At 67.4% G+C, this 24283-nt stretch carries 21 protein-coding genes and 3 other RNA genes; 12 read left to right on the top strand and 12 right to left on the bottom strand.

What is annotated here, in order from left to right; translation table 11 throughout:
* Positions 1-91 precede the first annotated feature (91 nt).
* On the top strand, positions 92-565 hold the full coding sequence (gene ybaK / locus QRM60_RS12720; protein WP_285446333.1) for a Cys-tRNA(Pro) deacylase: 474 nt from the start codon (positions 92-94) through the stop codon (positions 563-565).
* A gap of 125 nt (positions 566-690) precedes the next feature.
* On the opposite strand, the gene QRM60_RS12725 is transcribed toward ybaK, so the two are convergent.
* The 5 genes from QRM60_RS12725 to sufT all read right to left on the bottom strand — a co-directional run bounded on the left by QRM60_RS12725 (position 691) and on the right by sufT (position 8135).
* The gene (locus tag QRM60_RS12725; protein ID WP_285446334.1) at positions 691-2388 is read right to left on the bottom strand and encodes a S8 family peptidase; all 1698 of its coding nucleotides are present in this window, start codon (positions 2386-2388) and stop codon (positions 691-693) included.
* A gap of 337 nt (positions 2389-2725) precedes the next feature.
* Positions 2726-4135 carry a S8 family peptidase gene (locus QRM60_RS12730; RefSeq protein WP_103699498.1) on the bottom strand — a complete coding sequence of 470 codons (1410 nt, stop codon included), beginning with the start codon at positions 4133-4135 and terminating at the stop codon, positions 2726-2728.
* 237 nt (positions 4136-4372) lie between these two features.
* The gene (locus QRM60_RS12735) at positions 4373-6115 is read right to left on the bottom strand and encodes a S8 family peptidase (protein ID WP_076056407.1); all 1743 of its coding nucleotides are present in this window, start codon (positions 6113-6115) and stop codon (positions 4373-4375) included.
* 315 nt (positions 6116-6430) lie between these two features.
* The gene (locus QRM60_RS12740) at positions 6431-7516 is read right to left on the bottom strand and encodes a branched-chain amino acid aminotransferase (protein WP_116890609.1); all 1086 of its coding nucleotides are present in this window, start codon (positions 7514-7516) and stop codon (positions 6431-6433) included.
* 64 nt (positions 7517-7580) lie between these two features.
* A complete protein-coding gene (sufT, locus tag QRM60_RS12745) occupies positions 7581-8135 on the bottom strand; it encodes a putative Fe-S cluster assembly protein SufT (protein ID WP_011036085.1) in 555 nt (184 codons plus the stop codon).
* Positions 8136-8308: 173 nt separating this feature from the next.
* Here sufT and QRM60_RS12750 point away from each other — a divergent pair, with 173 nt between their 5' ends.
* The 5 genes from QRM60_RS12750 to QRM60_RS12770 all read left to right on the top strand — a co-directional run bounded on the left by QRM60_RS12750 (position 8309) and on the right by QRM60_RS12770 (position 11017).
* Positions 8309-8728 carry a hypothetical protein gene (locus tag QRM60_RS12750; RefSeq protein ID WP_070692021.1) on the top strand — a complete coding sequence of 140 codons (420 nt, stop codon included), beginning with the start codon at positions 8309-8311 and terminating at the stop codon, positions 8726-8728.
* A 353-nt stretch (positions 8729-9081) separates the two neighbouring features.
* Complete coding sequence (locus QRM60_RS12755; RefSeq protein ID WP_161962586.1) at positions 9082-9645, top strand: RNA polymerase sigma factor; 564 nt, start codon at positions 9082-9084, stop codon at positions 9643-9645.
* Positions 9642-9995, top strand: a complete 354-nt coding sequence (locus QRM60_RS12760; protein ID WP_076056415.1) for a hypothetical protein — start codon at positions 9642-9644, stop codon at positions 9993-9995. Before QRM60_RS12755 ends, QRM60_RS12760 begins: the two co-directional genes overlap by 4 nt.
* Positions 9996-10000: 5 nt before the next feature.
* Complete coding sequence (locus tag QRM60_RS12765) at positions 10001-10480, top strand: DUF3106 domain-containing protein (RefSeq protein ID WP_115556027.1); 480 nt, start codon at positions 10001-10003, stop codon at positions 10478-10480.
* A gap of 462 nt (positions 10481-10942) precedes the next feature.
* Positions 10943-11017: non-coding RNA, sX9 sRNA (locus QRM60_RS12770), on the top strand.
* A 407-nt stretch (positions 11018-11424) separates the two neighbouring features.
* Here the strand turns inward: QRM60_RS12770 and QRM60_RS12775 are convergent.
* Positions 11425-12084 carry a TetR/AcrR family transcriptional regulator gene (locus QRM60_RS12775; RefSeq protein WP_285446335.1) on the bottom strand — a complete coding sequence of 220 codons (660 nt, stop codon included), beginning with the start codon at positions 12082-12084 and terminating at the stop codon, positions 11425-11427.
* Positions 12085-12225: 141 nt separating this feature from the next.
* Here QRM60_RS12775 and QRM60_RS12780 point away from each other — a divergent pair, with 141 nt between their 5' ends.
* Positions 12226-13089 carry an alpha/beta fold hydrolase gene (locus tag QRM60_RS12780; RefSeq protein ID WP_115555473.1) on the top strand — a complete coding sequence of 288 codons (864 nt, stop codon included), beginning with the start codon at positions 12226-12228 and terminating at the stop codon, positions 13087-13089.
* A gap of 63 nt (positions 13090-13152) precedes the next feature.
* Here QRM60_RS12780 and QRM60_RS12785 read toward each other — a convergent pair.
* The 4 genes from QRM60_RS12785 to QRM60_RS12800 all read right to left on the bottom strand — a co-directional run bounded on the left by QRM60_RS12785 (position 13153) and on the right by QRM60_RS12800 (position 18215).
* Positions 13153-13227, bottom strand: a non-coding RNA gene (locus QRM60_RS12785) — sX9 sRNA.
* Between the two features lie 67 nt (positions 13228-13294).
* Positions 13295-13369, bottom strand: a non-coding RNA gene (locus QRM60_RS12790) — sX9 sRNA.
* A gap of 61 nt (positions 13370-13430) precedes the next feature.
* Positions 13431-15779 (bottom strand): DUF1631 domain-containing protein, encoded by a 2349-nt coding sequence (locus tag QRM60_RS12795; RefSeq protein WP_285446336.1) that lies wholly within the window; start codon positions 15777-15779, stop codon positions 13431-13433.
* A gap of 222 nt (positions 15780-16001) precedes the next feature.
* Entirely contained in the window at positions 16002-18215 is a 2214-nt protein-coding gene (locus QRM60_RS12800) for a DUF1631 domain-containing protein (protein ID WP_285446337.1), read from the bottom strand.
* A gap of 130 nt (positions 18216-18345) precedes the next feature.
* Here QRM60_RS12800 and QRM60_RS12805 point away from each other — a divergent pair, with 130 nt between their 5' ends.
* The 4 genes from QRM60_RS12805 to QRM60_RS12820 are packed head-to-tail and all read left to right on the top strand — an operon-like array spanning position 18346 to position 21236.
* Entirely contained in the window at positions 18346-18921 is a 576-nt protein-coding gene (locus QRM60_RS12805; protein WP_042596330.1) for a nitroreductase, read from the top strand.
* On the top strand, positions 18918-19916 hold the full coding sequence (locus tag QRM60_RS12810; protein ID WP_103699488.1) for a 5'-3' exonuclease H3TH domain-containing protein: 999 nt from the start codon (positions 18918-18920) through the stop codon (positions 19914-19916). Before QRM60_RS12805 ends, QRM60_RS12810 begins: the two co-directional genes overlap by 4 nt.
* A complete protein-coding gene (locus QRM60_RS12815) occupies positions 19913-20464 on the top strand; it encodes an NUDIX hydrolase (RefSeq protein ID WP_012439149.1) in 552 nt (183 codons plus the stop codon). The genes QRM60_RS12810 and QRM60_RS12815 overlap by 4 nt, the downstream gene beginning before the upstream one ends.
* Positions 20445-21236, top strand: a complete 792-nt coding sequence (locus QRM60_RS12820; protein WP_285446338.1) for an N-formylglutamate amidohydrolase — start codon at positions 20445-20447, stop codon at positions 21234-21236. Before QRM60_RS12815 ends, QRM60_RS12820 begins: the two co-directional genes overlap by 20 nt.
* Before the next feature lie 243 nt (positions 21237-21479).
* Here QRM60_RS12820 and pip read toward each other — a convergent pair whose 3' ends face one another.
* Together pip and prmC are read right to left on the bottom strand one after the other, a co-directional pair.
* Positions 21480-22421 (bottom strand): prolyl aminopeptidase, encoded by a 942-nt coding sequence (gene pip, locus QRM60_RS12825; protein ID WP_285446339.1) that lies wholly within the window; start codon positions 22419-22421, stop codon positions 21480-21482.
* A 174-nt stretch (positions 22422-22595) separates the two neighbouring features.
* Complete coding sequence (gene prmC / locus QRM60_RS12830; RefSeq protein WP_285446340.1) at positions 22596-23447, bottom strand: peptide chain release factor N(5)-glutamine methyltransferase; 852 nt, start codon at positions 23445-23447, stop codon at positions 22596-22598.
* A 199-nt stretch (positions 23448-23646) separates the two neighbouring features.
* Between prmC and ahpC the strand changes: the two genes are divergently transcribed.
* Positions 23647-24210 (top strand): alkyl hydroperoxide reductase subunit C, encoded by a 564-nt coding sequence (ahpC, locus tag QRM60_RS12835; RefSeq protein ID WP_011036070.1) that lies wholly within the window; start codon positions 23647-23649, stop codon positions 24208-24210.
* Positions 24211-24283: the final 73 nt, after the last annotated feature.

Below are 24283 nucleotides of genomic sequence, written 5' to 3' on the forward strand. Positions count from 1 at the left end.
ACTGCGAGCGCAAACTCAACACCAGCCTGCAGTTCATCCATTTGGCCTTCTTGGCACTATTACTCAGAAGATCGTGAACAGGTTCTAAGCGATGAGCAAGGCCACCCGCGCAACCTGTGCACTGGATGCGGCCGGCGTGGCCTATGTGCTGCATCCTTATCCGTACCAGGCCGATGCCGACGCCAAGGGCCTGCAAGCCGCGCAGGCGCTGCAACTGCCGCCGCACCAGGTGCTCAAGACCCTGATGACCTGGGTGGACGAGCACGCGATCTGCGTGGTGATCCCGTGCGACCGCCGCTTGTCGTTGAAGGCCCTTGCCAGCGCCTGCGGCGGCAAGTCCGCGCGCATGATGGAGGTGGCCGATGCCGAACGCCGCACCGGCTACAAGGTGGGTGGCATCAGCCCGCTCGGGCAGCAGCGGCCCGCGCCGGTGCTGATCGAATCCAGCGTGCTCGACGCACCTGCGCTGTGGATCAACGCCGGCCAGCGTGGCCTGCTGCTTGAACTGGCCGGCGCCGAGATTGTGCACGTCCTCGGCGCGCGCGCTTACCCACTCTGCGAGTGAGCCCGCCACGCCCGCAATAACGCAGGTAAGCCAGCCTTGCGTACGCCATACATAGAAACGCGCTGGCACCTTGCCTCAGGCGCCAGCGCGTCACCGCCTCGCACGGCCAGCGGCTGCCCTGACTATCAGTACGTCGCCACCAGGGTGACAGCGGAGAACGCCAGCGTGCCTTTCAGTCGCACGTAATACGTGCCTGCCGCAGGTGCGGTCAGTGTGCAGGTTTCGGTGTTGCCGACCAGCATGCTGCGGCAGCCAAAGGCGGCATCGGTGGGCAGTGCATTGGCGCGCAGTGACAGGTCGGCATTGCCGCTGCCGCCGCTGAGCGTGACCTTGAGCGAGCGCGTACCTGCCGGCACCTTGACTTGGTAATACAGCGAATCGCCGATCGCCGCGCTCAGGCCAGTGCGTACTGCATTACTAGTCAGCAGCGTGGCATTGATCACCGCCGCCACCGCGCCATCGGCATTGACCAGGCCCGCACCGCAGCCGGGAGCGCACGCCACCGGCAACGGGCGTGCACTGCTCTTCAGCAGCGCCTCCACCGTTGCCGGCGTCAGCGGGTTGAGTGCCACCGACTGCATCAACGCCACCACGCCGGCCACGTGCGGCGCCGCCATCGAGGTGCCGCTATACACCGCGTAGGCCGGATTGGCTGGAACCGTGGTGCCGCTATTGAGCGTGGAGATGATCGCCTGGCCGGGCGCCGCAATGTCCACGCCCTTGCCGAAGTTGGAGAAGCTGGCCTTGGCGCCGGCCGAAGTGGTTGCCGCCACCGCAATCACGTTCGCGCAATTGGCCGGCATGCTGGTGGCCACATCCATATTGCTGTTGCCGGCTGCCACTACCACGGCGGTGCCGCGCGTGACCGCGCCGGTGATGGCATTGCCGATGATCGTCGAGCAGCTGCCGTAGCCGCCGAGCGACAGGTTGATCACTGTGGCGGGATTCGGATTGGCCGGTACGCCGGTCACCTTGCCGCCAGACGCCCACACGATGGCATCGGCGATATCGGACATATAGCCACCGCACTTGCCGAGCACGCGCAACGGCAACAATTTGGCGTTGAAGGCGGTGCCGACCACACCGGCCGCGTTGTTGCCAACCGCGGCAACGATGCCGGCGACGTGGGTGCCATGCCAGCTGGAATTGGACGCCGACGCGCCCGCACCGCAAGCGTTGGCCGCAGACCAATCGCCCTGATCGGCTGCGTTGTTGTCACGCCCGTTGCCGTCGCCTGCGACGGTGGGGTCGGTGATGAAGTCGTAGCCGGGCAACACGTTGGCGGCCAGGTCCGGATGCGCGGTGATGCCGGTATCGATCACCGCCACCACGATGCCCTTGCCGGTGGTGCGGTCCCAGGCCGGGCGGACATTGAGGCTGGCGGTGGTGGTTCCCATCGCCCATTGCTGTGGCAGGCCGGGGTCATTGGGCACCAGCAGCGGCCGCATCAGCACGTCCACTTCCACCCGCTTGACGGTCGGGTCGGCGGCAAGCCGGCGCATCAGGCTTTCCGCGTCGACCCGGTCCAGGCGCCGATCGGCCACCAGCAGCATCGGGCCGGCACTGAGCCGCCGCGTGGCCGACAAGCCCAGCGCGCGCCCTTGCCGCTTGGGGACGGCGCGGGCGATCTCGCCCCACGGAGCCGACAGCCCGGTCGCGCGGGTGCTGCCTACGCGGTCCTTGTAGCTGACGATGAAACGCTGGTGGCTCGAGCCCGATGCCAGCCCCTGCAGGTTGACCTCGCCGGCCGATACCTGAAACACACACGCCATCGCACACACACACGCCGCGTAGCGCACTGCGCCAACCGTTGACTGCCTCATGAATCGCCCTCCCCAGGACATCGGTACTCGGATGACGCGCAGCGCAGGGACTGCAATGCCGCGTCGGATGCGCGGGCAGTGCATGACGCAGCCCCCACGTGACGAGGCTATCGGCGAACCCGAATGGCGCTGAAGCCAGGCAGCATCCGCCCACTTGCGTTCGTTCAGCCGCCCCTGGCGCACGTCACGGCCCCATGCAGTGCGCCCACAAAAAAGCCCCGCCTGGGCGGGGCACAAGAGAGAGAGACAGGCACTGACAGCAGCGTCGGGAGCGCTCTGACAGACGCCGGCACTTGTGGCCGGCGTCCGCTAGGGAAATACGCGTTACGGCGTCGCGTTACGGCGTCTGGCTGACCGCGCCGGCTGCGTTGACGATACCGGCGCCGCAACCGCCCGAGCAGGCGCCCGGCAACGGCCGTGCAGTGTTCTTCAACAGCGTTTCCACCGCCGCCGGGGTCAACGGACGCGACGCTGCCGACTGCACCAGCGCGACCACGCCGGCCACGTGCGGCGCCGCCATCGAGGTGCCGTTGTAGGACGCGTAGCTGGCGCTGCCAGGGGTGGTGGTGCCGCTGTTGAGCGTGGACAGGATCGCCGAGCCTGGGCCGGAGATATCGATGGTGGTGCCGAAGTTGGAGAAGCTCGAACGCGCGCCGGCCGAGGTGATCGAGGCCACCGAGATCACATTGGCGCAGCTGGCCGGGGTGAAGTTGGCCACGTTGGCATTGCTGTTGCCCGCTGCCACCACCACCGTGGTGCCGCGCGACACCGCGCCGTTGATGGCGTTCTGGTAGGTGCTCGAGCAGGCGCCGTTGCCGCCGAGCGACATATTGATCACTTCGGCCGGGTTGGCATTGGCCGGCACGCCGCTGACGGTGCCGCCGGAGGCCCAGACGATCGCATCGGCGATGTCCGAGGTGGTGCCGCCGCACAGGCCCAGCGCGCGGATCGGCACGATGCGCGCATTGAACGCGGTGCCGGCCACGCCGGTGCTGTTGTTGGTGACCGCGGCAATCGTGCCGGCCACATGCGTGCCATGCCAGCTGGAGTTGGCCGCTGCCACGCCGGTACCGCACTGGTTGGCCGCGCGCCAGTCGCCCTGGTCGGCCGCGTTGCTGTCACGGCCGTTGTTGTCGCGCGCACGCGCCGCATCGCTGATGAAGTCGTAGCCGGGCAGCACGTTGGCGTTGAGGTCCGGATGGCTGGTGATGCCGGTGTCGATCACCGCGACCACCACGCCGGTGCCGGTGGCGGTGTCCCAGGCCGGGCGCACGTTGATGCCCGATGCGGTGGTGCCGAAGCCCCACTGCTCGGACAGACGCGTGTCGTTCGGGGTCAACGTCGGGTACATGATCTGGTCGATTTCCACATATTCCACGCTCGGGTCGGCGGCGATGCGGCGCATCAGCGTCTCGGCTTCGGCGCGGTCAAGACTGCGGTCGGTCTTGAGCACTTCGGAGCCCAGCGCGGTGCGACGCACGTGGTTCAGACCCAGCGCGCGGCCGGCGCGTGCCGGCACCGCAGTGGCCACCGAATTGAGCGAGGCGCGCATCGAGGTCGGGCTCACCGACGCACTGCTGCCGTCGCGGTATTTGACGATGAAGCGATCCAGCGTCGGCTGCGAATCCAGCCCGGACAGATTCACCTGCCCGGCGAAGGCCGGCACCGCCAGCAGCGAGGTCAGCGCGGACACACCCAGGACTACCAGCGCGCGCGTAGGCGCACGACGTTGCGACACATTGGACATCGATCGTTCCTTTCAGTGATGAGGTGCCGCAGATGCGGCGTGATGGCCGGACCCCATCGCGGGCTGCGATGGCAGGTCTGGAAGTGCACAGGCAGGTGCCTGTCGAAACGACTGACCGGTGTCCGTCCCGGCCACGCGGCAACACATCCCCAGCACCTGCCGAATCGGCAGGCGTGGGAGTGGATTGCAGATGAGGAGCGCGCCCTGGCGCAGTGCCGGGGCGCGCGTGACGCGCGATTAGTAGCTGGCGCGCAAGGTGACGCCGGAGAACGTGCTGTAGGCCTTCAGCCGCACGTAATACGTTCCGGACGGTGCGGTGATGGTGCAGGTCTCGGCATTGCCGCTGCGGTATGGGCGGCAGGTGTAGGCCGAGTCGGTCGGTGCACTGCCGGCGCGCACGTACAGGTCGGCATCGCCGCTGCCGCCGCTGGTGGTCACCGTCAAGGTGCCGCTGCCGGCCGGCACGGTGATGGTGTAGTTCAATTCCGCGCCGGTTGCCGCGCCCAGGCCGGTCACCGGAGTGCCGTTGGTCAAGGTGTTTCCACCACCGCCACCGCCGCCGCTCCCGCCATTGATGGCCGCAGTGACCGCGGCATCGGCGTTGACGATGCCGGCACCGCAGCCGCCCGAGCAGGCGCCCGGTAAAGCACGCGCGGTGTTCTTCAACAAGGTTTCCACCGCTGCTGGCGTCAGCGCGGTCGGGGCGACCGACTGCACCAGCGCGACCACGCCGGCCACATGCGGCGACGCCATCGAGGTGCCGTTGTAGGACGCATAGCTGGCGCTACCCGGCGTGGTGGTGCCGCTGTTGAGCGTGGACAGGATCGCCGAGCCGGGCGCCGACACATCGATACCGGTGCCGAAGTTGGAATAGCTGGCCTTCGCGCCCGCCGAGGTGGTGGCGGCCACCGCAATCACATTCGCGCAGTTGGCCGGCAGCGAACCGGACACGTTGGATGCATCGTTGCCGGCCGCGACCACCACCGTGGTGCCGCGCGACACCGCACCGTTGATGGCGTTCTGCATCGTGGTCGAGCAGCTACCGCCGCCGCCGAGCGACATGTTGATCACCTCGGCCGGGTTGGCATTGGCCGGAATGCCGCTGACGGTGCCGCCGGAGGCCCAGACGATGGCGTCGGCGATATCCGACAGCGAGCCACCGCACTTGCCGAGCACGCGCACCGGTACGACCTTGGCGCCGTAGGCGGTGCCGGCCACGCCGGTGGTGTTGTTGGTCACTGCCGCGACCGTGCCGGCCACATGGGTTCCGTGCCAGCTGGAGCTGGCGGCGGGAATGCCGGCGCCGCATTCGTTGGCGGCGTACCAGTCGCCCTCGTCGGCGGCGTTGCTGTCACGGCCGTTGCCATCGCGTGCGGTGGTCGCATCGCTGATGAAGTCGTAGCCCGCGAGGATGTTGGCGTTGAGGTCGGCATGACTGGTGATGCCGGTATCAATCACCGCCACGACCGTGCCGCTGCCGGTGGCCTTGTCCCAGGCCGGGCGGATGTTCAGGCCGGCGTTGGTGGTGCCGAACGCCCACTGCTCGGACAACCGGGTGTCGTTGGGGGTGAGCGTGGCATGCAGGATCTGGTCGACTTCAACGCTCTGCACGTTGGGATCAGCGGCCAATTGCCGCATCAGGGTTTCGGCCTCGGCGCGGTCCAGCGCGCGGTCTGCCCTTACCAGTTCCGGCCCCAATGCCAGGCGGCGCACCGAGTTCAGGCCCAGCGCCTTGCCGGCTTTGGCCGGCACCGCGCGCGCAGCAGTGCGCAGCGAGGTGGTCAACGCGGACGGGCTGGCCAGCGCGGTGCTGCCGTCCTTGTAGGTCACGATGAATTTTTGATGGGTCTGTGCGGTGGCCAGGCCATCCAGGTAGACCTCGCCGGCAAAGGCCGGCATCGCGAGCAGCAGCGAGGTCAGGGCGGACGCGCCCAGGATGGTGAGCGAGCCAGTACGCTTGCGGAGAGACGCAGTCGACATCGAATTCCCTTCCATATCAAAGAGAACCGCCGGAGCGGTGTTATCCGGCGCCGCCTTCCGTAGGTCAGCGCCGAGGTCCCCGGATCGCCCCTGTTATCGATCCGTTCAGCGAACCTACCGCACTCCAACCGAACTGGACAATAAGAACTTCGCACTTTCAAAAAATTAAATATCAGATTTGTGACACCGTACGGCACCGTTCAGTCTCGCGATGACATGTGGCGACACCAAATGACACGCACGTGCTGCACTGCGCGCAAAAAAAAGGCCCCCGCGCTGACGCGCAGGGGCCCTGATTTGGCTTGACGTGTTGGCTTAGGACAGACGCACCAGCCAACCGTGGCGGTCCGGCACGCGCCCGTACTGGATGTCGGTCAGCTCCTGGCGCAGCGACATCGTCACCTCGCCCGCCGGTGCAGACAGGTCGCCGACCGCAAAGCCATCGCCCTTCAGCTCGCCGATCGGGGTGACCACGGCCGCCGTGCCGCAGGCGAACACCTCGCTGATCTCGCCGGAGGCCACGCCGTCCTTCCACTCGTCGATGGACACCTTGCGCTCCACCACCTGCATGCCGCGATCGCGAGCCAGCTGCAGGATGCTGTCGCGGGTGATGCCTTCCAGGATGCTGCCGGACAATTCCGGCGTCACCAGCGTGCCGTCCTTGTAGACCAGGAACACGTTCATGCCGCCCAGTTCCTCGATGTACTTGCCTTCCACCGGGTCCAGGAACAGCACCTGCGAGCAGCCTTGCGCGTAGGCTTTCTGCTGCGGCAGCAGCGAGGCGGCGTAGTTGCCGCCGCACTTGGCCGCGCCGGTGCCGCCCTTGGCTGCACGCGCGTACTCGGTGGACAACCAGATCGACACCGGCGCCACGCCCTTGGCGAAATACGGGCCGGCCGGGCTGGCGATGACGTAGTACGAGGCCTTGTGCGCCGCGCGCACGCCCAGGAACGCCTCATCGGCGATCATGAACGGGCGGAAGTACAGGCTGGTTTCCGGCGCCGACGGCACCCAGTTGGCATCCACCGCCACCAGCTGGCGCAGCGATTCGACAAACAGGTCCACCGGCAGTTCCGGCAGCGCCAGGCGGCGCGCGGAGCGCTGCAGGCGCTCGCCATTGGCCTGCGGGCGGAAGGTCCAGATCGAGCCGTCGGCATGCCGGTAGGCCTTGATGCCTTCGAAGATCTCCTGGCCGTAATGCAGGACCGAGGCGGCCGGATCCAGCTGCAGCGGGCCGTAGGCACGCACCTGCGCGTCGTGCCAACCGAGCTCGTTGGTCCAGGAAATGGCGACCATGTGGTCGGTGAAATGCAGGCCGAACCCCGGCGCAGCCAGGATCACGGACAGTTCGTCGGCGCTGCGCGGCGACGGGGAGCGGGTGGAAGCGAAGGACACGGACACCGAGAGATTCCTGTAGAGCGGAAGGAAAGACGCGGCGCCACGTGCAAGACATGGCGCCTGATGGTCAGAGCATGCCGGTCTCGAGACGGGCCGCTTCAGACATCATATGCCGGCCCCACGGCGGGTCGAAGACCAGCTCGACGTCGGCCTCGGCAATGGTCGGGATCATTTCCACCTTGCTGCGCACGTCGTCGACCAGGATCTCGCCCATGCCGCAACCGGGCGCGGTGAGGGTCATCTTGACGTCCACCCGGCGCTGGTTGTCTTCCTCGCGATGGCTCACCACCGCCTCGTAGACCAGGCCCAGATCCACGATGTTGAACGGAATCTCCGGGTCGAAGCAGGTGCGCAGCTGCTGCCACACCAGCGCTTCCACTTCTTCGTCGCTGGCGTTCTCCGGCAGTTCCAGCCCCGGTGGGGCCTCCTTGCCGATCGCATCGCCGTCCTTGCCGGCAATACGGAACAGGTTGCCTTCGACGAAGACGGTATAGCTGCCACCCAGCGCCTGGGTGATATAGCCGTAACTGCCTGCGGGCAGGGTCACCGAATCGCCCTGCGGCACCATGACGGCATCGCAATCGCGTTCGAACTGGACGGGTTCGCTGCTACGGGAATACATGGGCTGGATATGGGGCCGCGTCGGAAGCGCGCAAGTCGGCCATTCTAGCCGACCACGGCGGACAGGCTGCCGATTGCGGCGTGCAGCACGGACGACGCTGCATTCCATCCGCCAGCGCTGCACACCGCAACGGCGGCACGCGCTCTATCATGTACGCACTGTCAGGAGTTCCAATGCCGCCCACCTCTGCGCCCGCCAGAACCGCTCACTGGCTCTGGCCCCCGCTCCTGCTGCTGGGATGCGTCACCGCCCTCATCGCCTGGATCCTCGTCGCGCTGACCCTGGGCCATCAATCCGGCTGGATGGCGGTGCTGGTCGCGCTGGAAGTGGCGTGGATGCTGCGCCTGGGCACCTTGCCGGCTGGCCCGCTGCGCGTAGGCATCACCCTGGTGTCGACCGTGGCGCTCATCGTTGCGGCCAACTGGGGCATCGCGTCGGCACAGCTGGGCGGCGCACTTGGCCTGGATCCGTGGACCTCGTCGCTGAAGATGGGCGCCGGGCTGGCCTGGACCCTGCTGCAATTGGCCAATACCGGGTTCGACCTGGCCTGCTATGTGGCCGCGCTGGGACTGGGCTGGTGGGCTAGCCGCTAGCTGGGGTTCCCCGTGCCTGCGCGCGGTTTGCTGGCAGTGTGGGCTGTGATACTTCGACCGGACCGGCCGGCGTTGGTGCTTACTGCTTCAACGGACCGGTGGTCGCCTCTTCGGCTTGTTTGCGAAGCAGGCAGATCAGGCTCCAGTTCGGCCAATCGCTGGCGTTTGTTTCGGCGCGTCTAGTCCCGCCGCGGTGACACACATAACAGGCGTCGGGCGCTTGGCGGCAGCCCCCCCCCCCGCCCGCCGCGATTCTTGCCGACCTCCCGTGCCCCGCCTTGCCCGTGTCATCGCGTGTCAACCCGATGCACGCCCGTGCGTTGACGGCATATCGTCTTCGCGGAAGCTACGCTGTGCTGGTGGGAACCCCTTTCGATCCGCAACCTGCTGCACCGGCAACGGCGGCGCCTGTCTCGCTGGACGCGTTCCTGTCCGGGATCGGGCCGCGCGCGTTCCGCTTTGCCGAGGCCGGTCTGCGCCATCGCGAGGACGCGCTGGACGCGGTGCAGGACGCCATGGTGCGGCTACTCGGTTATCGCGATCGCCCAGCCGAAGAATGGACCCCATTGTTCTGGAGCATCCTGCGCAGCCGCATTATCGATCTGCAGCGGCGGCGCAGCTTCCGGCTGAAGTTCTGGGCCCCGAACGAACGTGCCGATGATGAAGGCAGCATCGACTGGCTCGATCCGGGCATTGGCCCGGCCGGCGAACAGCAGCAGCAAGAGGCGTATCAACACCTGGTCGAAGCGCTGCGCACATTGCCGGCACGCCAGCGCGAAGCCTTCACGCTGCGCGTGCTCGAAGACCTGGACGTGGCCACCACCGCCAAAGCGATGGGCTGCTCGGAAGGCTCGGTCAAAACCCATCTGTCGCGTGCGCGCGACGCCTTGCAAAAACAGTTCGAGGATTTCCTGTGAACCGCTCCCACGACCCGGCCCAGTTCGATGCGCAGATGCGCCGGCTGCATGCCACCGCACTCACCACCTTGCCGCCGGAGACACTGGCCAAGCTGCGCCAGGCACGCCATGCGGCCACCGCCCAGCGTTCGCGGCGCCTGCACTGGCTGCTGGCCACCGCGTGCTCGGCGCTGCTGGCGGTAGGCATCGGTGTGCAGTTGCGTCCCACCGAGCAAGCACCGGCAACCACGACCACGCAGGTGGCGACCACTACGCCAGCCGCCACGAGCACCGACACCGATGACCTGCTGACCCAGAACCCGGACCTGTTCGTCTGGCTCGGCTCCGATACCGCCCTGGCCATGGAATGAGCACGATGACCCGCACCACGCGCCTGCTGTTGACCCTGTTGCTGTGCGCCTCGCCTTGCGCAGCGCTGTGGGCCCAGGACCGCCCACCCGGCCCGCCGCCGGGGCCGCCACCGCAAGATGGGCCTGGCCCGCGCGGCGCCGAGACGCCGATGCCCGAATGGGACACGTTGAGCGCGCAGCAACGCCAGGTCTTGATCGACGCACTGCGCGAGCGCTGGAACGACGCGCCGGACGAGCGCCCACGCATGTTCCGGCACGCACGCCGCTGGCTGGACATGACCCCGGAACAACGCAAGCAGGCCAAGGCCGGGATGGACCGCTTCCGCAACATGAGCCCCGAGCAGCGCCGCGAGGCCAAGGCCCTGTTCGAGCGCATGCGCACGCTCAGCCCGCAACAGCGCAACGAACTGCAGCAGCGCTGGCAGAAAATGAGCCCGGCCGAGCGCAGCGCCTGGCTCCGCGCGCATCCGCCGGTCGATGATTGAGCGCATGCGCCGCGTTGGCGCGTGCGCGTAAGTATTCGCTGGGCTGGCGGTATCGGAACCCGGAGACGCTGCACGTGCACCGTCCATCGCGAAGACGTCCGGCCCGTCCTGCTGCAGCGTCATCGCATCGCCAGGCAGGCAGAGCAACCGCACCTAAGTACGCGCTGTGGATGCTCGATTCAAAGACGCGCATCAAGAGAATCGTCATTGCCGACGCGTGTGCATCGCCGCTTGCCGCGTACGTTCGTTGGCAACGCGTGCTGCAATAGACATACGCAGAAAACGCTTCGCGAACTTGCTGCACGAGCACTAGGCCAACACGATCGAAATCTGGCGAGCGAGCAGTCGCCACCTGCAATGCGGTATCGCATTTAGCGTGTGCCGGCGGCCTATTGCATTAAGAGCAGCTATCAAAACGACTGCGCAGCCGCCAGACGGGCGCGGCCGGTGCTCGGAATCGGCATATACCCACGTACACTCCGGTTCCTCCGCGCCGTCCGCACCCACCTGACGGCTGCTCGATACGTTTTGTTAGCCGCTCTAAATCAAGTTGATCCTCGCGTTGGTCGCCTGGCGATCGCAGCGACGTCGGCTGTTGTCAAACGACGCAACGAGCGCGATCCCTGTGCCAAACATTGCATCCGCCGCACGCAGTCTCCCAATCCGGTACTGGCTTGCGACATACCACTCTCGCTAGCTGCTGGTGGTGACTCACTGCGACTGCCTATTTTTGCTGCTTGATGTTTACTGATCGCTGTTTCTGATTGCTACCAGCTGCCTGCTACTTTTTGCCTGCTGTCCGCTGATCACCGCCCGCGCTCCCCAGCCGCTAATTGCCGATTGCCGCCAACTATCAAGCACAGCGCCCAGGTGCAAGGCGACGCCCGGTTGCTGCGTACGTCACTACGCCAGACTCGCCGCCATGAAGAACAGCCAGCCTGCAGTCAGGGCGCCAGCAGCGCCGGGATCAGCGGCGCGAAGATCAGCTCCGGCGGGAACAGCGGCACCGACTGCGCAGGGTGGTCGATCGCCAACGCGGCATACCCATGCGCCGCGCTCCAGGCCAGCAGGGTGCGCTGCTGCAGCAGCTCGGCCGGCGGGGGGCTGCCGTGCTGCGCACACCAGGCGGTCGACAAGGCATTGCGCAGGCAAGCGCGCGCCGCCTCGCTGGCCTGCGCCAGGCGCGGCAACGGATGTGCGCGCAGATCCAGACTGAGCATCAGCCGGAAATGCTGTGGAAATTCGATCGCAAAGCGGATGTAGCCCAGCCCGCAGCCCATCACCGGGTCGCTCACGTTCTGCTGGGTGGCCGCAATGCGCGCGACCATCCGCTCGTAGCCGTCGGCCACCATTTCCGCCACCAGGCCATTGAGCGAGCCGAAGTGGTGCGCCGGCGCGGCATGCGACACGCCGGCGCGGCGGGCGCAAGCGCGCAAGGTCAGCGCGCGGGCGCCCGACTCGGCCACGATCTCCCACGCGGCCCGACGCAGTGCAGCGGGCAGATCACCGTGGTGATACGTGCCGGGCGCATCTGACGGGGTGGTGATAGCGCTCACGGTGCGGTCCTCATGGGGCAATTCTCGTCTGGCGCGCTCATGTGGCATGCGTTTCTCTCGCGGCTCTCATCATGAGACCAGGGCAGTGAACCACCCAATCTTGACGGTGACAAGATGGGGCAGGCAGACTCGGCCATACCGACTCATCGGCACCGCCTGGCTGGATGCCCTCCCTTCCGGATTTCTTACATGCGCCCGTCCCGCCCCCCCCTGCGTCTTCGCCTGCTCCGCACCGCGCTGGCCACCGCCAGCCGGCTCGCACCCGGTCCCACTGGCCGCTATCTGGCCAAGCGCTTCGTGACGCCGTTGCCCGCAACGCGCCGTTATGCCGCTGCCGCGCTCGCCAGCCTGCCGGACACGGCCCGCCACACCCTGCGCATCTCCGACACGGATGTGACTGTCTACTGCTGGGGCGACCCGGCCGAGAATCCGTATGTGCTGCTTTCGCATGGCTGGTCGAGTTTCGGGCTGCGCTTTGCCGCCTGGGTGCCGCGCCTGCAGGCGCTGGGGTATGCCGTGGTGGCCTTCGATCAGGCCGGCCACGGCGCCAGCAGCGGCCGTCTCAGCAATTTCCCGCACTTTGTCGAGGTGCTGCGCCACATCGGCCGCCATTTTGGCCAACCAGCGGCCTTCATCGGCCATTCGATGGGCGCCTCGTCGGTGGTGTTCGCCGATGAAGCCAGCTGGCGACCGGCGCGCTATGTGCTGATCGCGCCACTGCTCACCCCGGCCAAAAGCGCGGAACGCCAGTTTGCCGCCGCCGGCATCGCCGCACGCACGTTCGCACCGTTCGAACAGTGGCTGTCCGAGCTCACCGGCAAGCGCTTCGCCGACTTCGATGCCAGCGAACGTCTGCCGCACTTCGATCGCCCCGCGCTGATCATCCACGACCGCCGCGACCGCGAAACGCCGTGGGAAGAAGGCGCACGCTTCGCCGCACTGTGGCCGGACGCGCAGCTGGTCAGTACCGAGGGCCTGGGCCACAACCGCATGGTCGATCACGCATCGGTGATCGATCAGGCACTGCACTTTGTCGGCCCGGCGTCTCGCTGAGGCTGGCGAGGGTCGCCGCGCATGCCGCACGGTCATGGCGACCGTGCGGCATGCGCGTAGAGCAGCGAACACAACGTGGCGAGTAATGGTCAGGCGGGTGCGGACAGCGCGGAAGAGCCACAGTGCCCGCGAGCACATGAGCATAGCGAGCATGGGCCCACGCACTTGGAGGCGGCGCAGCCGTTCTGAGAGCGGCGCTTAGAGCGTTTAACACAACGGAGCGAGCAGTCGCCAAGCGGTTGCGAACGGCGCGGAGGAACCGGAGTGTCCGCCAGTACCTCAGGATTCCGAGCACCGGCCGCGCCCGCCTCGCGGCTGCGCAGTCGTTTTGACAGCGGCGCTTAGTGCACGGTGCCGCTGTTGAGCGGGTCCAGGCGATCGATCACGCCCTGCATCGCGCTGTCGAACGCGCCGTCGTTGATGTGTTCGCGCAGCCGCCCCAGCCGCACCATCACTGCCAGTTCTTCCGGAGAAGCGACGCAGAAGCGCACGCCACGCCGGTTGACGAACAGCAGCCGCGAGGAGATCGGGCTCACCCACGACAGCTTGCCCGCCTGCACTTTGCCGTCCTTGTCGACGAAATCCAGCCAGGTGCCGATGTCCATCGCGCGGAACCGCTCCGCATCGGCGCTGTCGATGCTCTGTGCCACGGCCTCCGCGCCCAGCACCACGCTGACGCTCTCGGCCGCCGGCGGTGGCAGGTTCACCTGCGGCAACTCCGGCAAGGCCTTTTCCAGCTCCGGCCGCGCCTCGGCAATCGCCTGCAAGGTGTCGTGCAGCGCGGTGATCGCCACCACCACGGCATCGCCATGCAATCCCACGCTGGCAAACACGCGGTGCAGCGCCGGTTGCCAGGCCTGCAGCCACGGCTTGCCGATGATGTGGCGGCGCGCCTCGGCCAGTTCCTCCAGCACGCCGTCCGCCATTGCCAGCGCCTCGACGGTTCCCGGACCTTCGTCGCCGTCGCGCAGGATCGCCATGGTCAGGTGATGCAGCCACGGCTGGCGCAGGAAATCTTCCACCGCCTTGGGCAATGGTGCGCCGGCCTGCACGCGCTGCTCCAGTTCCGACAGCGCGCGGGTGCGCGCCAGTTCGAGCTTTTCCTGGCCACGCTGGGTTTCGGTAGCGCGGCGTTCGGCAATTTCCACCCGGCGCCGGTGCTGCGACAGGAAGTCGCGGAATTCTTCTTCCAGGGTGAGGAAGATCGCCAGGTTTTCGTTGAATTCGGCCACCAGGCGGTCGACGATTTCTTCGACCTTGCCCATCAGCACGCGCTCGGCAGCGCTGTCGCCGTTGTTGCCTTCGCAGGCCTCTGCCAGCGAATTGAGCAGGCGCCGCGCCGGATGGGTCTTCTGCACGAACATCTTGCGGTCCAGCAGCGCCACCTTGACGAAGGGCACCACCAGCCGGCCGATCATCTCGCGCGAGCGGTTTTCCAGGTCGCGCTCGTCCAGCATCACGTCGAACAGCATGCCGACCAGATCGATCGCATCCTCGTCCATCGGATCCAGCTTTGCGGTGGCCGGGTCCACGCCCAGACGCGTGGCGCTGTTGAGCACTTCGTTTTTCAGACGCTGCGCAAGCGATTCGTTGTCGTCGCCGATCGCTGCCTGCAGCGTGGCACTCGGCGTGGCCTGCAGCAGCGACAGCACCGACATCATCTCGCGCTGGCTCAGCGGGCGTTGCTGCCCCACCGCTACGGATGCGGCGGATGCGGCGTTTTCGCGCACGTTGCGGGTCTGCTGGAGCAGCTCGTGCAGCGCATCGAGCAGCATGCCCTGGCTGCCGCCAGGGTGATCGGCGTCGCCGTCTCCGCCCGCATGGCCATCGGCACTGCCGCGCTGCGCGGCTGCCTGCATGCGCCCGCGGCTATGCGCCCAGCGATCCAGAAACCGGTTGGCCCAGGCCGGTGCGTACTGCTCGTTGGGGTCTTCGCCAGCGGCCTCGCCATCGAACCCCTGGCCGTCGGCGGCGCTGCGTTCGCCCTGCGCCTGATCGCGCGGCTGCATGCGCGGCGGCGCACGCTTGGGCTGGGAAATCTCGGGCATCACCCCGGCCTTGGCCAGGGTCTCGTCCAGGCGGGCGTATAGCTTGCCGATCGGCTCGGCCAGGTCGCGCTCGCACAGTTTGATCAGCACCAGGCGCACTTCCGGCGCCAGGTCGCAGGTGGCAAAGGCTTCGTGGATGGCTACGCCCAGATGCTCGGGGCCCACCGGGTTGGTATCGGCCACCAGCTCCAGGCCGCCAGCGATCCAGCCCAGGCGACGATCGATGCGCGCCAGCACCTGCTTGAAATCCCGCAGCAGCACGGTGGCCAGGTTGCGCACCGCCAACCGCGATTCCAGCACGTGCTCGGGCACCAGGCTCAGCGGGCCGGTGCCCATGTCGCCGGCCAGCACCACCTCGGCCGACAGCGGCGTGCCTTGCAGCAAGGCCTGCCAACCGGCCTCGAGCTGCTGGCGGAATTGTGCAGAAACCTCGTCGCGCTTGCGGCGCAGTTCGCGCATGCCATCGAGAAACAGCAACTGTGACGCGCCCGCGGATTCGGCGCGGTCGAACAGGACATCATCGAAATGTGCCACTGCAGCTGCAAATACCTGCGCGATCGGCGGCACGAAAACAGCGTGCGCCTGATCGAGCAAGCGTTGGTCACGGCCCGGGTGTCCCGACGGACTGGGCTGGAAGGTCATGCGCAAAGGCTCCCCGCCTTTGCAGGCGTGAAAATTCTCGAACGAGGAAAAACAGACGCGGCCCCAAATTCCGCCCTCGCATGGTAGGCGGTTCGTACGCGCGATAAATGTGACGAAGTTCTCACTTTACTCGTGACCGCCCTGGGTTTGCATGGCAGTCGGACATCGTAGCCCCCTGCATTGCAGTGGAGCTTGCCAGAATCGGCCGGGCGGCGGCCAAGGTTAAGCATGCGCGGCGCCGGAACCGTCCAGGCGGTCCACTACCCCTTGCATGGCGCTGTAGAAGGCATCGTCCTCGCGGTGCAGGCGCAGCCGGTCCAGCCAGACCATCACGGCCAGTTCTTCGGGCAAGGACACGCACAAGCGCCCGCCACGGCGGTTGACGAACATCAGCCGCCCGGAGATCGGGCTGATCCAGGACAGCTTGCCCGGCTGTACACGCCCGGCGCGGTCGATGAAGTCCAGGCAGGTTCCCAGCGGCAACCTGCGGAAGTAATCGGCGGTGACGCGGTCAAATTCCACCTCGGCGGAGGCGTCCAGCATCGGGGTCAGCGGCTCGGCCACCGCATCGGCGGGGCTGGCGCCAACCCGCAAGGTCGCCAGGATCGGCGCGGCCGCGCTCTGCCCGGCCACCAACGCGTGCTGCAGTTCCTGCAGCGCCTGCTCGGCTTCGCGCTGGGCCAGCCCAGCCTGGGCAAACCCCTGCAGCAATGCAGCGCGGTACGGCTCCAGCGCTTCGCCGCCGCCGGCCTGGCTCAGCTGCGCCAGCACCGCGTCGCCGAGCGCCAGCGCCTCTTCGAGCAGCGGGCCGGCGCCATCGCCGCGCAACGCCGCCTGCTGCACCGCCGGGTGCCAAACGCGGCTGAAAAAATGCTCCACCACCGGCGGCAGCGCGCCACGCGCCAGCCGCTCGGCCAACGCCTGTGCGGCGACGCCGCGCGCACGCTCGCGGCGTTCTTCGGCGCGCTGCAGTTCGTTGGCACGGCGCTCGGCGATTTCCACCCGGCGCCGGTATTGCTCGTAGCTGGCGCCGAACTCGGCCTCCAGCGACAGAAACACTGCCGGGTGCTCGTCGAAATCGCGCACCACCTCGTCCACCGCGGCCTGCACCTGCGCCAGCAACGCCTGCTCGGCCGAGGTTTCGCCACCGTTGCCGTCGCAGGCTTCTACCAGCAGGTTGAGCAGGCGCCGCGCCGGGTGGCCATCGCGCACGAACAGGCGGCCGTCGAGCATGGCTATCTTGGCCATCGGCACCAGCAGATGGCCCAGCAAGGCGCGCTGCCAGTCGGACAGATGGCTCTGCACCAGGATCGCTTCGAACAGCAGCGCCACCAGGTCCAGCGCGTCTTCGTCGTCGGGATTGAGGCGGGCGGTGGCCGGGTCCACGCCCAGCGAGGCCGCCGCACGCATCACCTGCTGGCGCAGCCCGCGCGCCAGACCCAGCAGCAGCCCGTCGATGGCCTCGAAGCCGGCCTTGGGCATGGTCTGCAGCAATGACAGGGCAGAGACCACTTCGCGCGGCGACAGCAACCGTTGCTCGGTGGAGACAGCTGCCTGGCTAGGCTCGCGTTGCCGGCGCGCATGCTGCAGCAACTGATGCAGCCCGGCCGGCAGCACGTCGCGGCCAGTGCGCAGATGCACGTCGATGACCTCCACCCCGACCAGCGCACTCTGGCCACCGGACCAGTCGGCGAAGAAGCGCGCGATCCAGTCCGGCGCATCGCCGCTGTCTTCGCCCACTGCCTCGCCCTGGCGCGGAATCCCGCGCCGGCGGCTGCGTGCCTGTGGCAGGTCGCGCAGGCGCGCCACCTGTGCCAGCGCCTGTTCGAGTTCTCCGTAGCGTGCGCCGACGCGGTCCATCAACTGCTGCTCGCACAGTTTGATCACCGCCAGATGCACCTTCGGCGCCAGGGTCACGCCCTGGAAGGCTTCGTACAGCGCCACGCCCAGGTGCTCGGGGCCAAACGGATTGGTGTCGCCGTCAATGCGCAGCCCGCCGGCAATGAAGCCCAGGTAGCGGTTGAGCCGCATCAGCTCCGGGCGCCACTGGTGTTGCAGGGCGCCGGCCAGGTTGCGCACCGCCAGGCGCACCTCCAGGTCCTGTTCGGGCAGCAGGCTCAGGCCCGCGCCGCCGCGCGCCAGGGTGCGGTCGGCCGACAGCGGGCGCCCGGATTCCAGACCTTGCCAGGCCTGCGCCAGATGCCCACGGAAGCGCGCGCTGATCGGCTCACGTTGCTGGCGCAACGCCTTGATCGCTTCCATGAAATCGTTCTGCGCCGGGCCGGCATCGGCCGCCAGCCGGAACAGCGACTCGGCCAGTACGTCCTGCACGTCCAGGAAGGCGTCGGCCAGCGGCACGAGCACCACCTCGCGCACCTGATCCAACAGTTGCGGGTTGCGGCTGGGAAGCGCATCGGTGGGCAGGAACTGGGTCATCGGACGACGCGAAGGGCACGCATGAAGAAGGATCTGCCATGGCAGGCGGACAGCGCCCGGCCGGCCATGGTGCAACGGGCGTTGGGAAGGGCCCGTCTATAATCGAGCACCCCCGCCGTGATCCGGAATTATGCACGCACCGTATTCGCTCCAGGCGCTGGACGCCCGCCGCTCGGTTCCCTCCAAACAACTCGGCGAGCCCGGCCCGGACGAGGCCACCTTGTTACGCATGCTCACCTCAGCGGTGCGCGTGCCCGACCACGGCAAGCTGGTGCCGTTCCGCTTCCTGCGCATCGCCGGCGATGCACGGCAGGCGCTGGGCGAGTTCCTGGCCGAACGCACCCTGGCAGCCGATCCGCTGACGCCGCCAGCGGCCGTGCAAAAGGACCGCGAACGCTTCAGCCAGGCGCCACTGGTAATTACGGTTATCGCCACGCTGCAGCCGGAGCACAAGGTGCCCGAGCAGGAACAGTTGATGACCGCAGGCTGCGTCTGCTTTGCGCTGCTGCAAGCCGCGCAGGCGCATGGCTTCGGTGCGCAATGGCTGACCGCCTGGATGGCCTACGACCCGGCGGTAGCTGGGTACCTGGGGCTGGGCGAACACGAGCGCGTGGTCGGCTTCATCCACATCGGCACACCGCGCATGCAGGTGCCCGAGCGCGAGCGCCCCGACCCGCGCGCGTTGCTGCGCGACTGGACACCGTGACCACGCCCGCGCCCCCGCTTGCCACCGCGCCGCTTGCCGCGGCGCTGCAAACGCCGCGCCCGGTACCGCTGTATCTGGTTGATGCCAGCCTGTACGTGTTCCGCGCCTGGCATTCGATCCCGGACGAGTTCCAGGACGCGCAGGGCTGGCCCACCAACGCGGTGCATGGCTTTGCCCGCTTCCTGCTGGATCTGCTCGAACGCGAGCGCCCGCAGCACATCACCATCGCGTTCGACGAAGCGCTGGACAGCTGTTTCCGGCATGCGATCTACCCTGCTTACAAGGGCAACCGCGAGCCCGCGCCGGACGCACTGCGTCGCCAGTTCGCGCATTGCAAGGCACTGTGCGCGGCATTGGGGCTGAGCGTGCTGGCCCATCGCGAATACGAAGCCGACGACCTGATTGGCAGCGCGCTGTACAGCGCGCGTGCGCAGGGCCTGCGCGGCATCATCGTTTCGGCCGACAAGGACTTGTCGCAGCTGTTGTTCGAACACGACGAACAATGGGACTACGCGCGCAATGTGCGCTGGGGCATGGACGGGGTGAAGGCACGCCATGGCGTGCACGCGCACCAGATGGCCGACTACCTGGCGCTGTGCGGCGATGCGATCGACAACATCCCCGGCATCACCGGCATCGGCGCCAAGTCCGCAGCGGTGCTGCTGGCGCACTTCGGCAGCCTGGATGCCCTGCTCGAACGGCTGGACGAGTTACCGTTCCTGCGCTTGCGCGGCGCCGCGCAAATGGCGCTGCGCTTGCGCGAACAGCGCGAGCACGCCTTGCTGTGGCGTCAGCTCACCACCATCGCGCTCGATGCGCCGCTGGAACTCACCGAGTCCGGCTTCACGCGCGCGCCCGCCGATACCGACATGCTGACCGGCCTGTGCGACAGCCTGCGCTTTGGCCCGCTCACGCGCCGGCGCCTGCTGGCCGCCAGTGGCGGCGCCGTGTTGCCGCCACCTCCCGCTTCCCTGTCCCAAGGTCCCTTTCCATGAATCGACACGACACTCCGCCCACCGTGGTCTACGAAGGCAAGTACCAGCGCATGGTAGTGCGCGGCACCTGGGAATATTCCGAGCGCGTGCATGCCGGCGGGCTGGCCGCGATCATCGTGGCGGTGACGCCGGACGATGCAATGCTGTTCGTTGAACAATTCCGCGTGCCGTTGCAGGCGCGCACCATCGAAATGCCCGCCGGGCTGGTGGGCGATATCCATGCCGACGAATCGATCGAGCTATCTGCGATCCGCGAGCTGGAAGAGGAAACCGGCTGGACCGCCGACCATGCCGAAGTACTGATGATCGGCCCAACCTCGGCCGGCGCCAGCAGCGAGAAAATCGCCTTCGTGCGCGCCACCGGCTTGCGCAAGGTTGGCGCAGGCGGCGGCGATGCCAGCGAAGACATCACCGTGCATGAAATCCCGCGCGCGCAGGTGGGCGCGTGGCTGGTGCAGAAGATGGCCGAGGGCTACCAGATGGACCCCAAGTTGTGGGCCGGCCTGTACCTGGTCGACCACGCACTGGATGGCACGCCGCGTGGTTGAGGTGGCCGCCGCGCTGCTCGGGCCGGATGACCCCGCGCCGTTCACGGTGCACAACGCGCAAGGCGCATCGCCGTGGTTGTTGATCGCCGATCACGCCGGACAACGCGTGCCGGCGCGCTTGCACAATCTCGGCCTGCCGCAGCCCGAACTCGACCGGCATATCGGCTGGGACATCGGCATTGCCGAAGTCACGCGCCGGTTGGCCGAGCAGCTGGACGCGTTTGCGATCAGCCAGACCTATTCGCGGCTGGTGATCGACTGCAACCGCCCGCACGCTGCCGCCAGCCTGATGCCGGAGGTCAGCGACAGCACGCCGATCCCCGGCAATGCCGGGCTGACCGACAGCGCGCGCCAGCAACGTATCGACGCCATCTTTGCGCCGTACCACGCGCGCATTGCCGCCGAACTGGACGCACGCGCAGCACGCGCCCAGCCGACGCTGCTGGTCTCGATGCACAGCTTCACCCCGGTGATGGCCGGGATCGCACGGCCCTGGCATGCGGGTGTGCTGTACAACCGCGACACGCGCCTGGCGCATCGGCTGCTGCAGGCTTTACGCGCGGAACCTGATCTGGTGGTGGGCGACAACCAGCCGTATGCGGTGAGCGATGCCACCGACTACGCGATTCCGGTGTACGGCGAAGGCCGCGGCCTGCCGCATGTGGAGCTGGAAATCCGCCAGGACCTGATCAGCGACGCCGCCGGCCAGGCCGCCTGGGCGCAGCGGCTGGCGCGGCTGTTGCCGCCGCTGGCGGAGGGTTTGCTGGGCTAAGCACCGCGCTGGTTTGGTGAGCTAAACGCCGCGATGGTTTGCCGGGCTGAAAGCGACGTAGGAGCGCGCTTGCGCGCGATGGGGCGTTATCGGTAAATCCCCATCGCGCGCAAGCGCGCTCCTACGCGAGTTGGTCGTTGCATTGGCGCATCGCATTGCATTGGCGCGCTGTATTCGGCAACGCAGCTACTGCTGCAACTTGGCCAGCGGCAGGGACATTTCGGCCGCTCACCGCGCGCCTTCTCAGGCGAAGCTGTCGGTCGCACGCACCAACGCGTCGACGGTCTCCGGCTCGAAGGCCGAGTGCCCGGCCGCCGGGCTGATTTTCAACTCGGCCTTCGGCCACGCCTTGTGCAGCTCCCACGCGCTCTGCATCGGGCACACCACGTCGTAGCGCCCCTGCACGATCACCCCGGGAATATCGGCAATGCGGTGCGCGTCGCGCAGCAGCTTGTCTTCGGCATCGAAGAAGCCGCCGTTGACGAAGTAATGGTTCTCGATACGTGCGAAGGCCAGCGCGAAATGCGCGTCCTCATGCCCGGTAACGAAATCCTCGTCCACATGCAGGAAGCTGGTGGCGCCTTCCCACACGCTCCACGCCTTGGCGGCGGCCAGGCGGGTGGTTTCATCGGTGCTGGTGAGGCGGCGATGGAAGGCAGAGATCAGGTCGTGCCGTTCCTCTGCGGGAATCGCGGCGATGTAGTGCTCCCACGCATCCGGGAACAGCCGGCTCGCGCCTTCCTGGTAGAACCACTCCAGCTCCCAGCGGCGCAGCAGGAAGATGCCGCGCAGCACCAGCTCGGTGACCTGCTGCGGATGGGTCTGCGCGTACGCCAGCGCCAGGGTCGAGCCCCAGCTGCCGCCGAACACCTGCCAGCGGTCGATCCCCAGATGCGCACGCAGCCGTTCGATGTCGGCCACCAGATCCCAGGTGGTGTTGTCGGTGAGATCGGCATGCGGCGTAGAGCGGCCGGCGCCACGCTGGTCGAACAGCACGATGCGGTACTTGGCCGGGTCATGGAACCGCCGCATCTTGGTATTGCAGCCGCCGCCCGGGCCGCCATGCAGCATCACCACCGGCTTGCCCTGCGGGTTACCGCATTGCTCGAAGTAGAGGGTGTGGCGGTCGTCGACCTGGAGGGTGCCCTGGTCGAAGGGCGTGATCTCGGGATAGAGCGTGCGCATGCGTAGGTCCTGCGGGAAAGGCCGCATTGTATCGGCTGCTGCCGGAAGCACGCCGCGCGGCGGTGCGCAGGGACATGGCGCTGCGCGCACGCACACAGCCAAGTGTGGAATCCGTCCTTCAGGACAGTTGCTTGCTCGACAGTCCAGACCGAACCGCTGCCGCGTGCGCCGGGATCACCCCGCAGCGTGCGGCCACTGCCCCAGCGTGACGCGGTCGCGCTGCTCCAGATCCTGGTGGGTCGCCACCGCTGCAAACCCACGCGCGGTCAACAGCGCGGCCACCGCCTCGCCCTGGTCCCAGCCGTGCTCGAGCAGCAGCCAGCCGCCTGCCTGCAGATGGGCGGGCGCGTCGGCCACGATCAAACGGATGTCATCCAGGCCGTCGCTACCGGAGGCCAGCGCGCTGGCCGGCTCGTAGCGCAGATCGCCTTGTTGCAGATGCGGGTCCGCAGCGGCGATGTAGGGCGGATTGCTGGCGATCAGATCGAACCGCTCGCCGGCCAGCGGTTGCAGCCAGTGGCCCAGGCGGCACTCCACGTTGTGCAGCCCATGCGCGTGCGCGTTGTGCTTTGCAATGGCCAGGGCATCGGCACTGGCATCGGTGGCGATCAGCTGCGCCTGCGGCCGCTCGCTGGCAATTGCCAGCGCAATCGCACCGCTGCCGGTGCCCAGATCGGCCACCCGGACGCCGACAGTCAGCTCCAGGCGTTCCAGCGCCAGCTCCACCAGCGTTTCGGTATCGGCGCGCGGGATCAGCGTGGCGGTGGAGACCGCCAGGTCCAGGGTCCAGAACCCGCGCGAGCCGGTCAGGTACGCCACTGGCTCTCCCTGGTGACGCCGCTCCACCAGCGCGCCGAAGCGCTGCACCTGCTCAGCCGGCACCGGATCGCGCCCATGCGCGAACAACCAGGCGCGGTCGCGCCCCAGCGCATGCAGCAGCAAGGGCTCGGCGTCACTGCGCGCAATGCGGGTGGCGGCCTCACGCAGCAGCTGTTCGGCGGAAATGACGGCGGGAGCCTCAGACATGCGACAACTTCACTTGTGCGAAACATCGGCCGACCATTATCGGGGATGGCAGCAGGTGCGCACGCCAGAGCCAGTCTGGCACTTTGATAGTCGCAGCCTATCTATGCAATTTCATCAATCGATTTGAGATATCTATTGATCCTGCCTACCATGGCGCCTGTTCCGTCCCCCAACCCCCTTCACCGCAAGAGGAAACTCAATGTCTCTCATCAACACCCAGGTCCAGCCCTTCAAGGCGAACGCGTACCACAACGGCAACTTCATTGAGGTCACCGAAGCAAGCCTGAAGGGCAAGTGGTCGGTGCTGATCTTCATGCCGGCCGCCTTCACCTTCAATTGCCCGACCGAAGTGGAAGACGCCGCTGACAACTACGCCGCGTTCCAGAAGGCCGGCGCCGAGGTGTACATCGTCACCACCGACACGCACTTCTCGCACAAGGTGTGGCACGAAACCTCCCCGGCCGTGGGCAAGGCGCAGTTCCCGCTGATCGGCGACCCGGCCCACAAGCTGACCCGCGCGTTCGGCGTGCACATTGAAGAAGAAGGCCTGGCCCTGCGCGGCACCTTCATCATCAACCCGGAAGGCGTGATCAAGACCCTGGAAATCCACGACAACTCCATCGCCCGCGACGTCACCGAGACGCTGCGCAAGCTGACCGCGGCACAGTTCGTGGCCAACAATCCTGGCCAGGTCTGCCCGGCCAAGTGGAAGGAAGGCGCCAAGACCTTGGCTCCGTCGCTGGACCTGGTCGGCAAGATCTAAGCCGCCTCACATCCCTGGCCCGGTTTCCGGGCCGGGGGTGAACCGGAGCCGGTGCCGGGCTGCCCGCCAGCCA

This window comes from Xanthomonas sp. fls2-241-TYG-148 (assembly GCF_030208815.1).
Taxonomy (GTDB): Bacteria; Pseudomonadota; Gammaproteobacteria; order Xanthomonadales; family Xanthomonadaceae; genus Xanthomonas; species Xanthomonas campestris.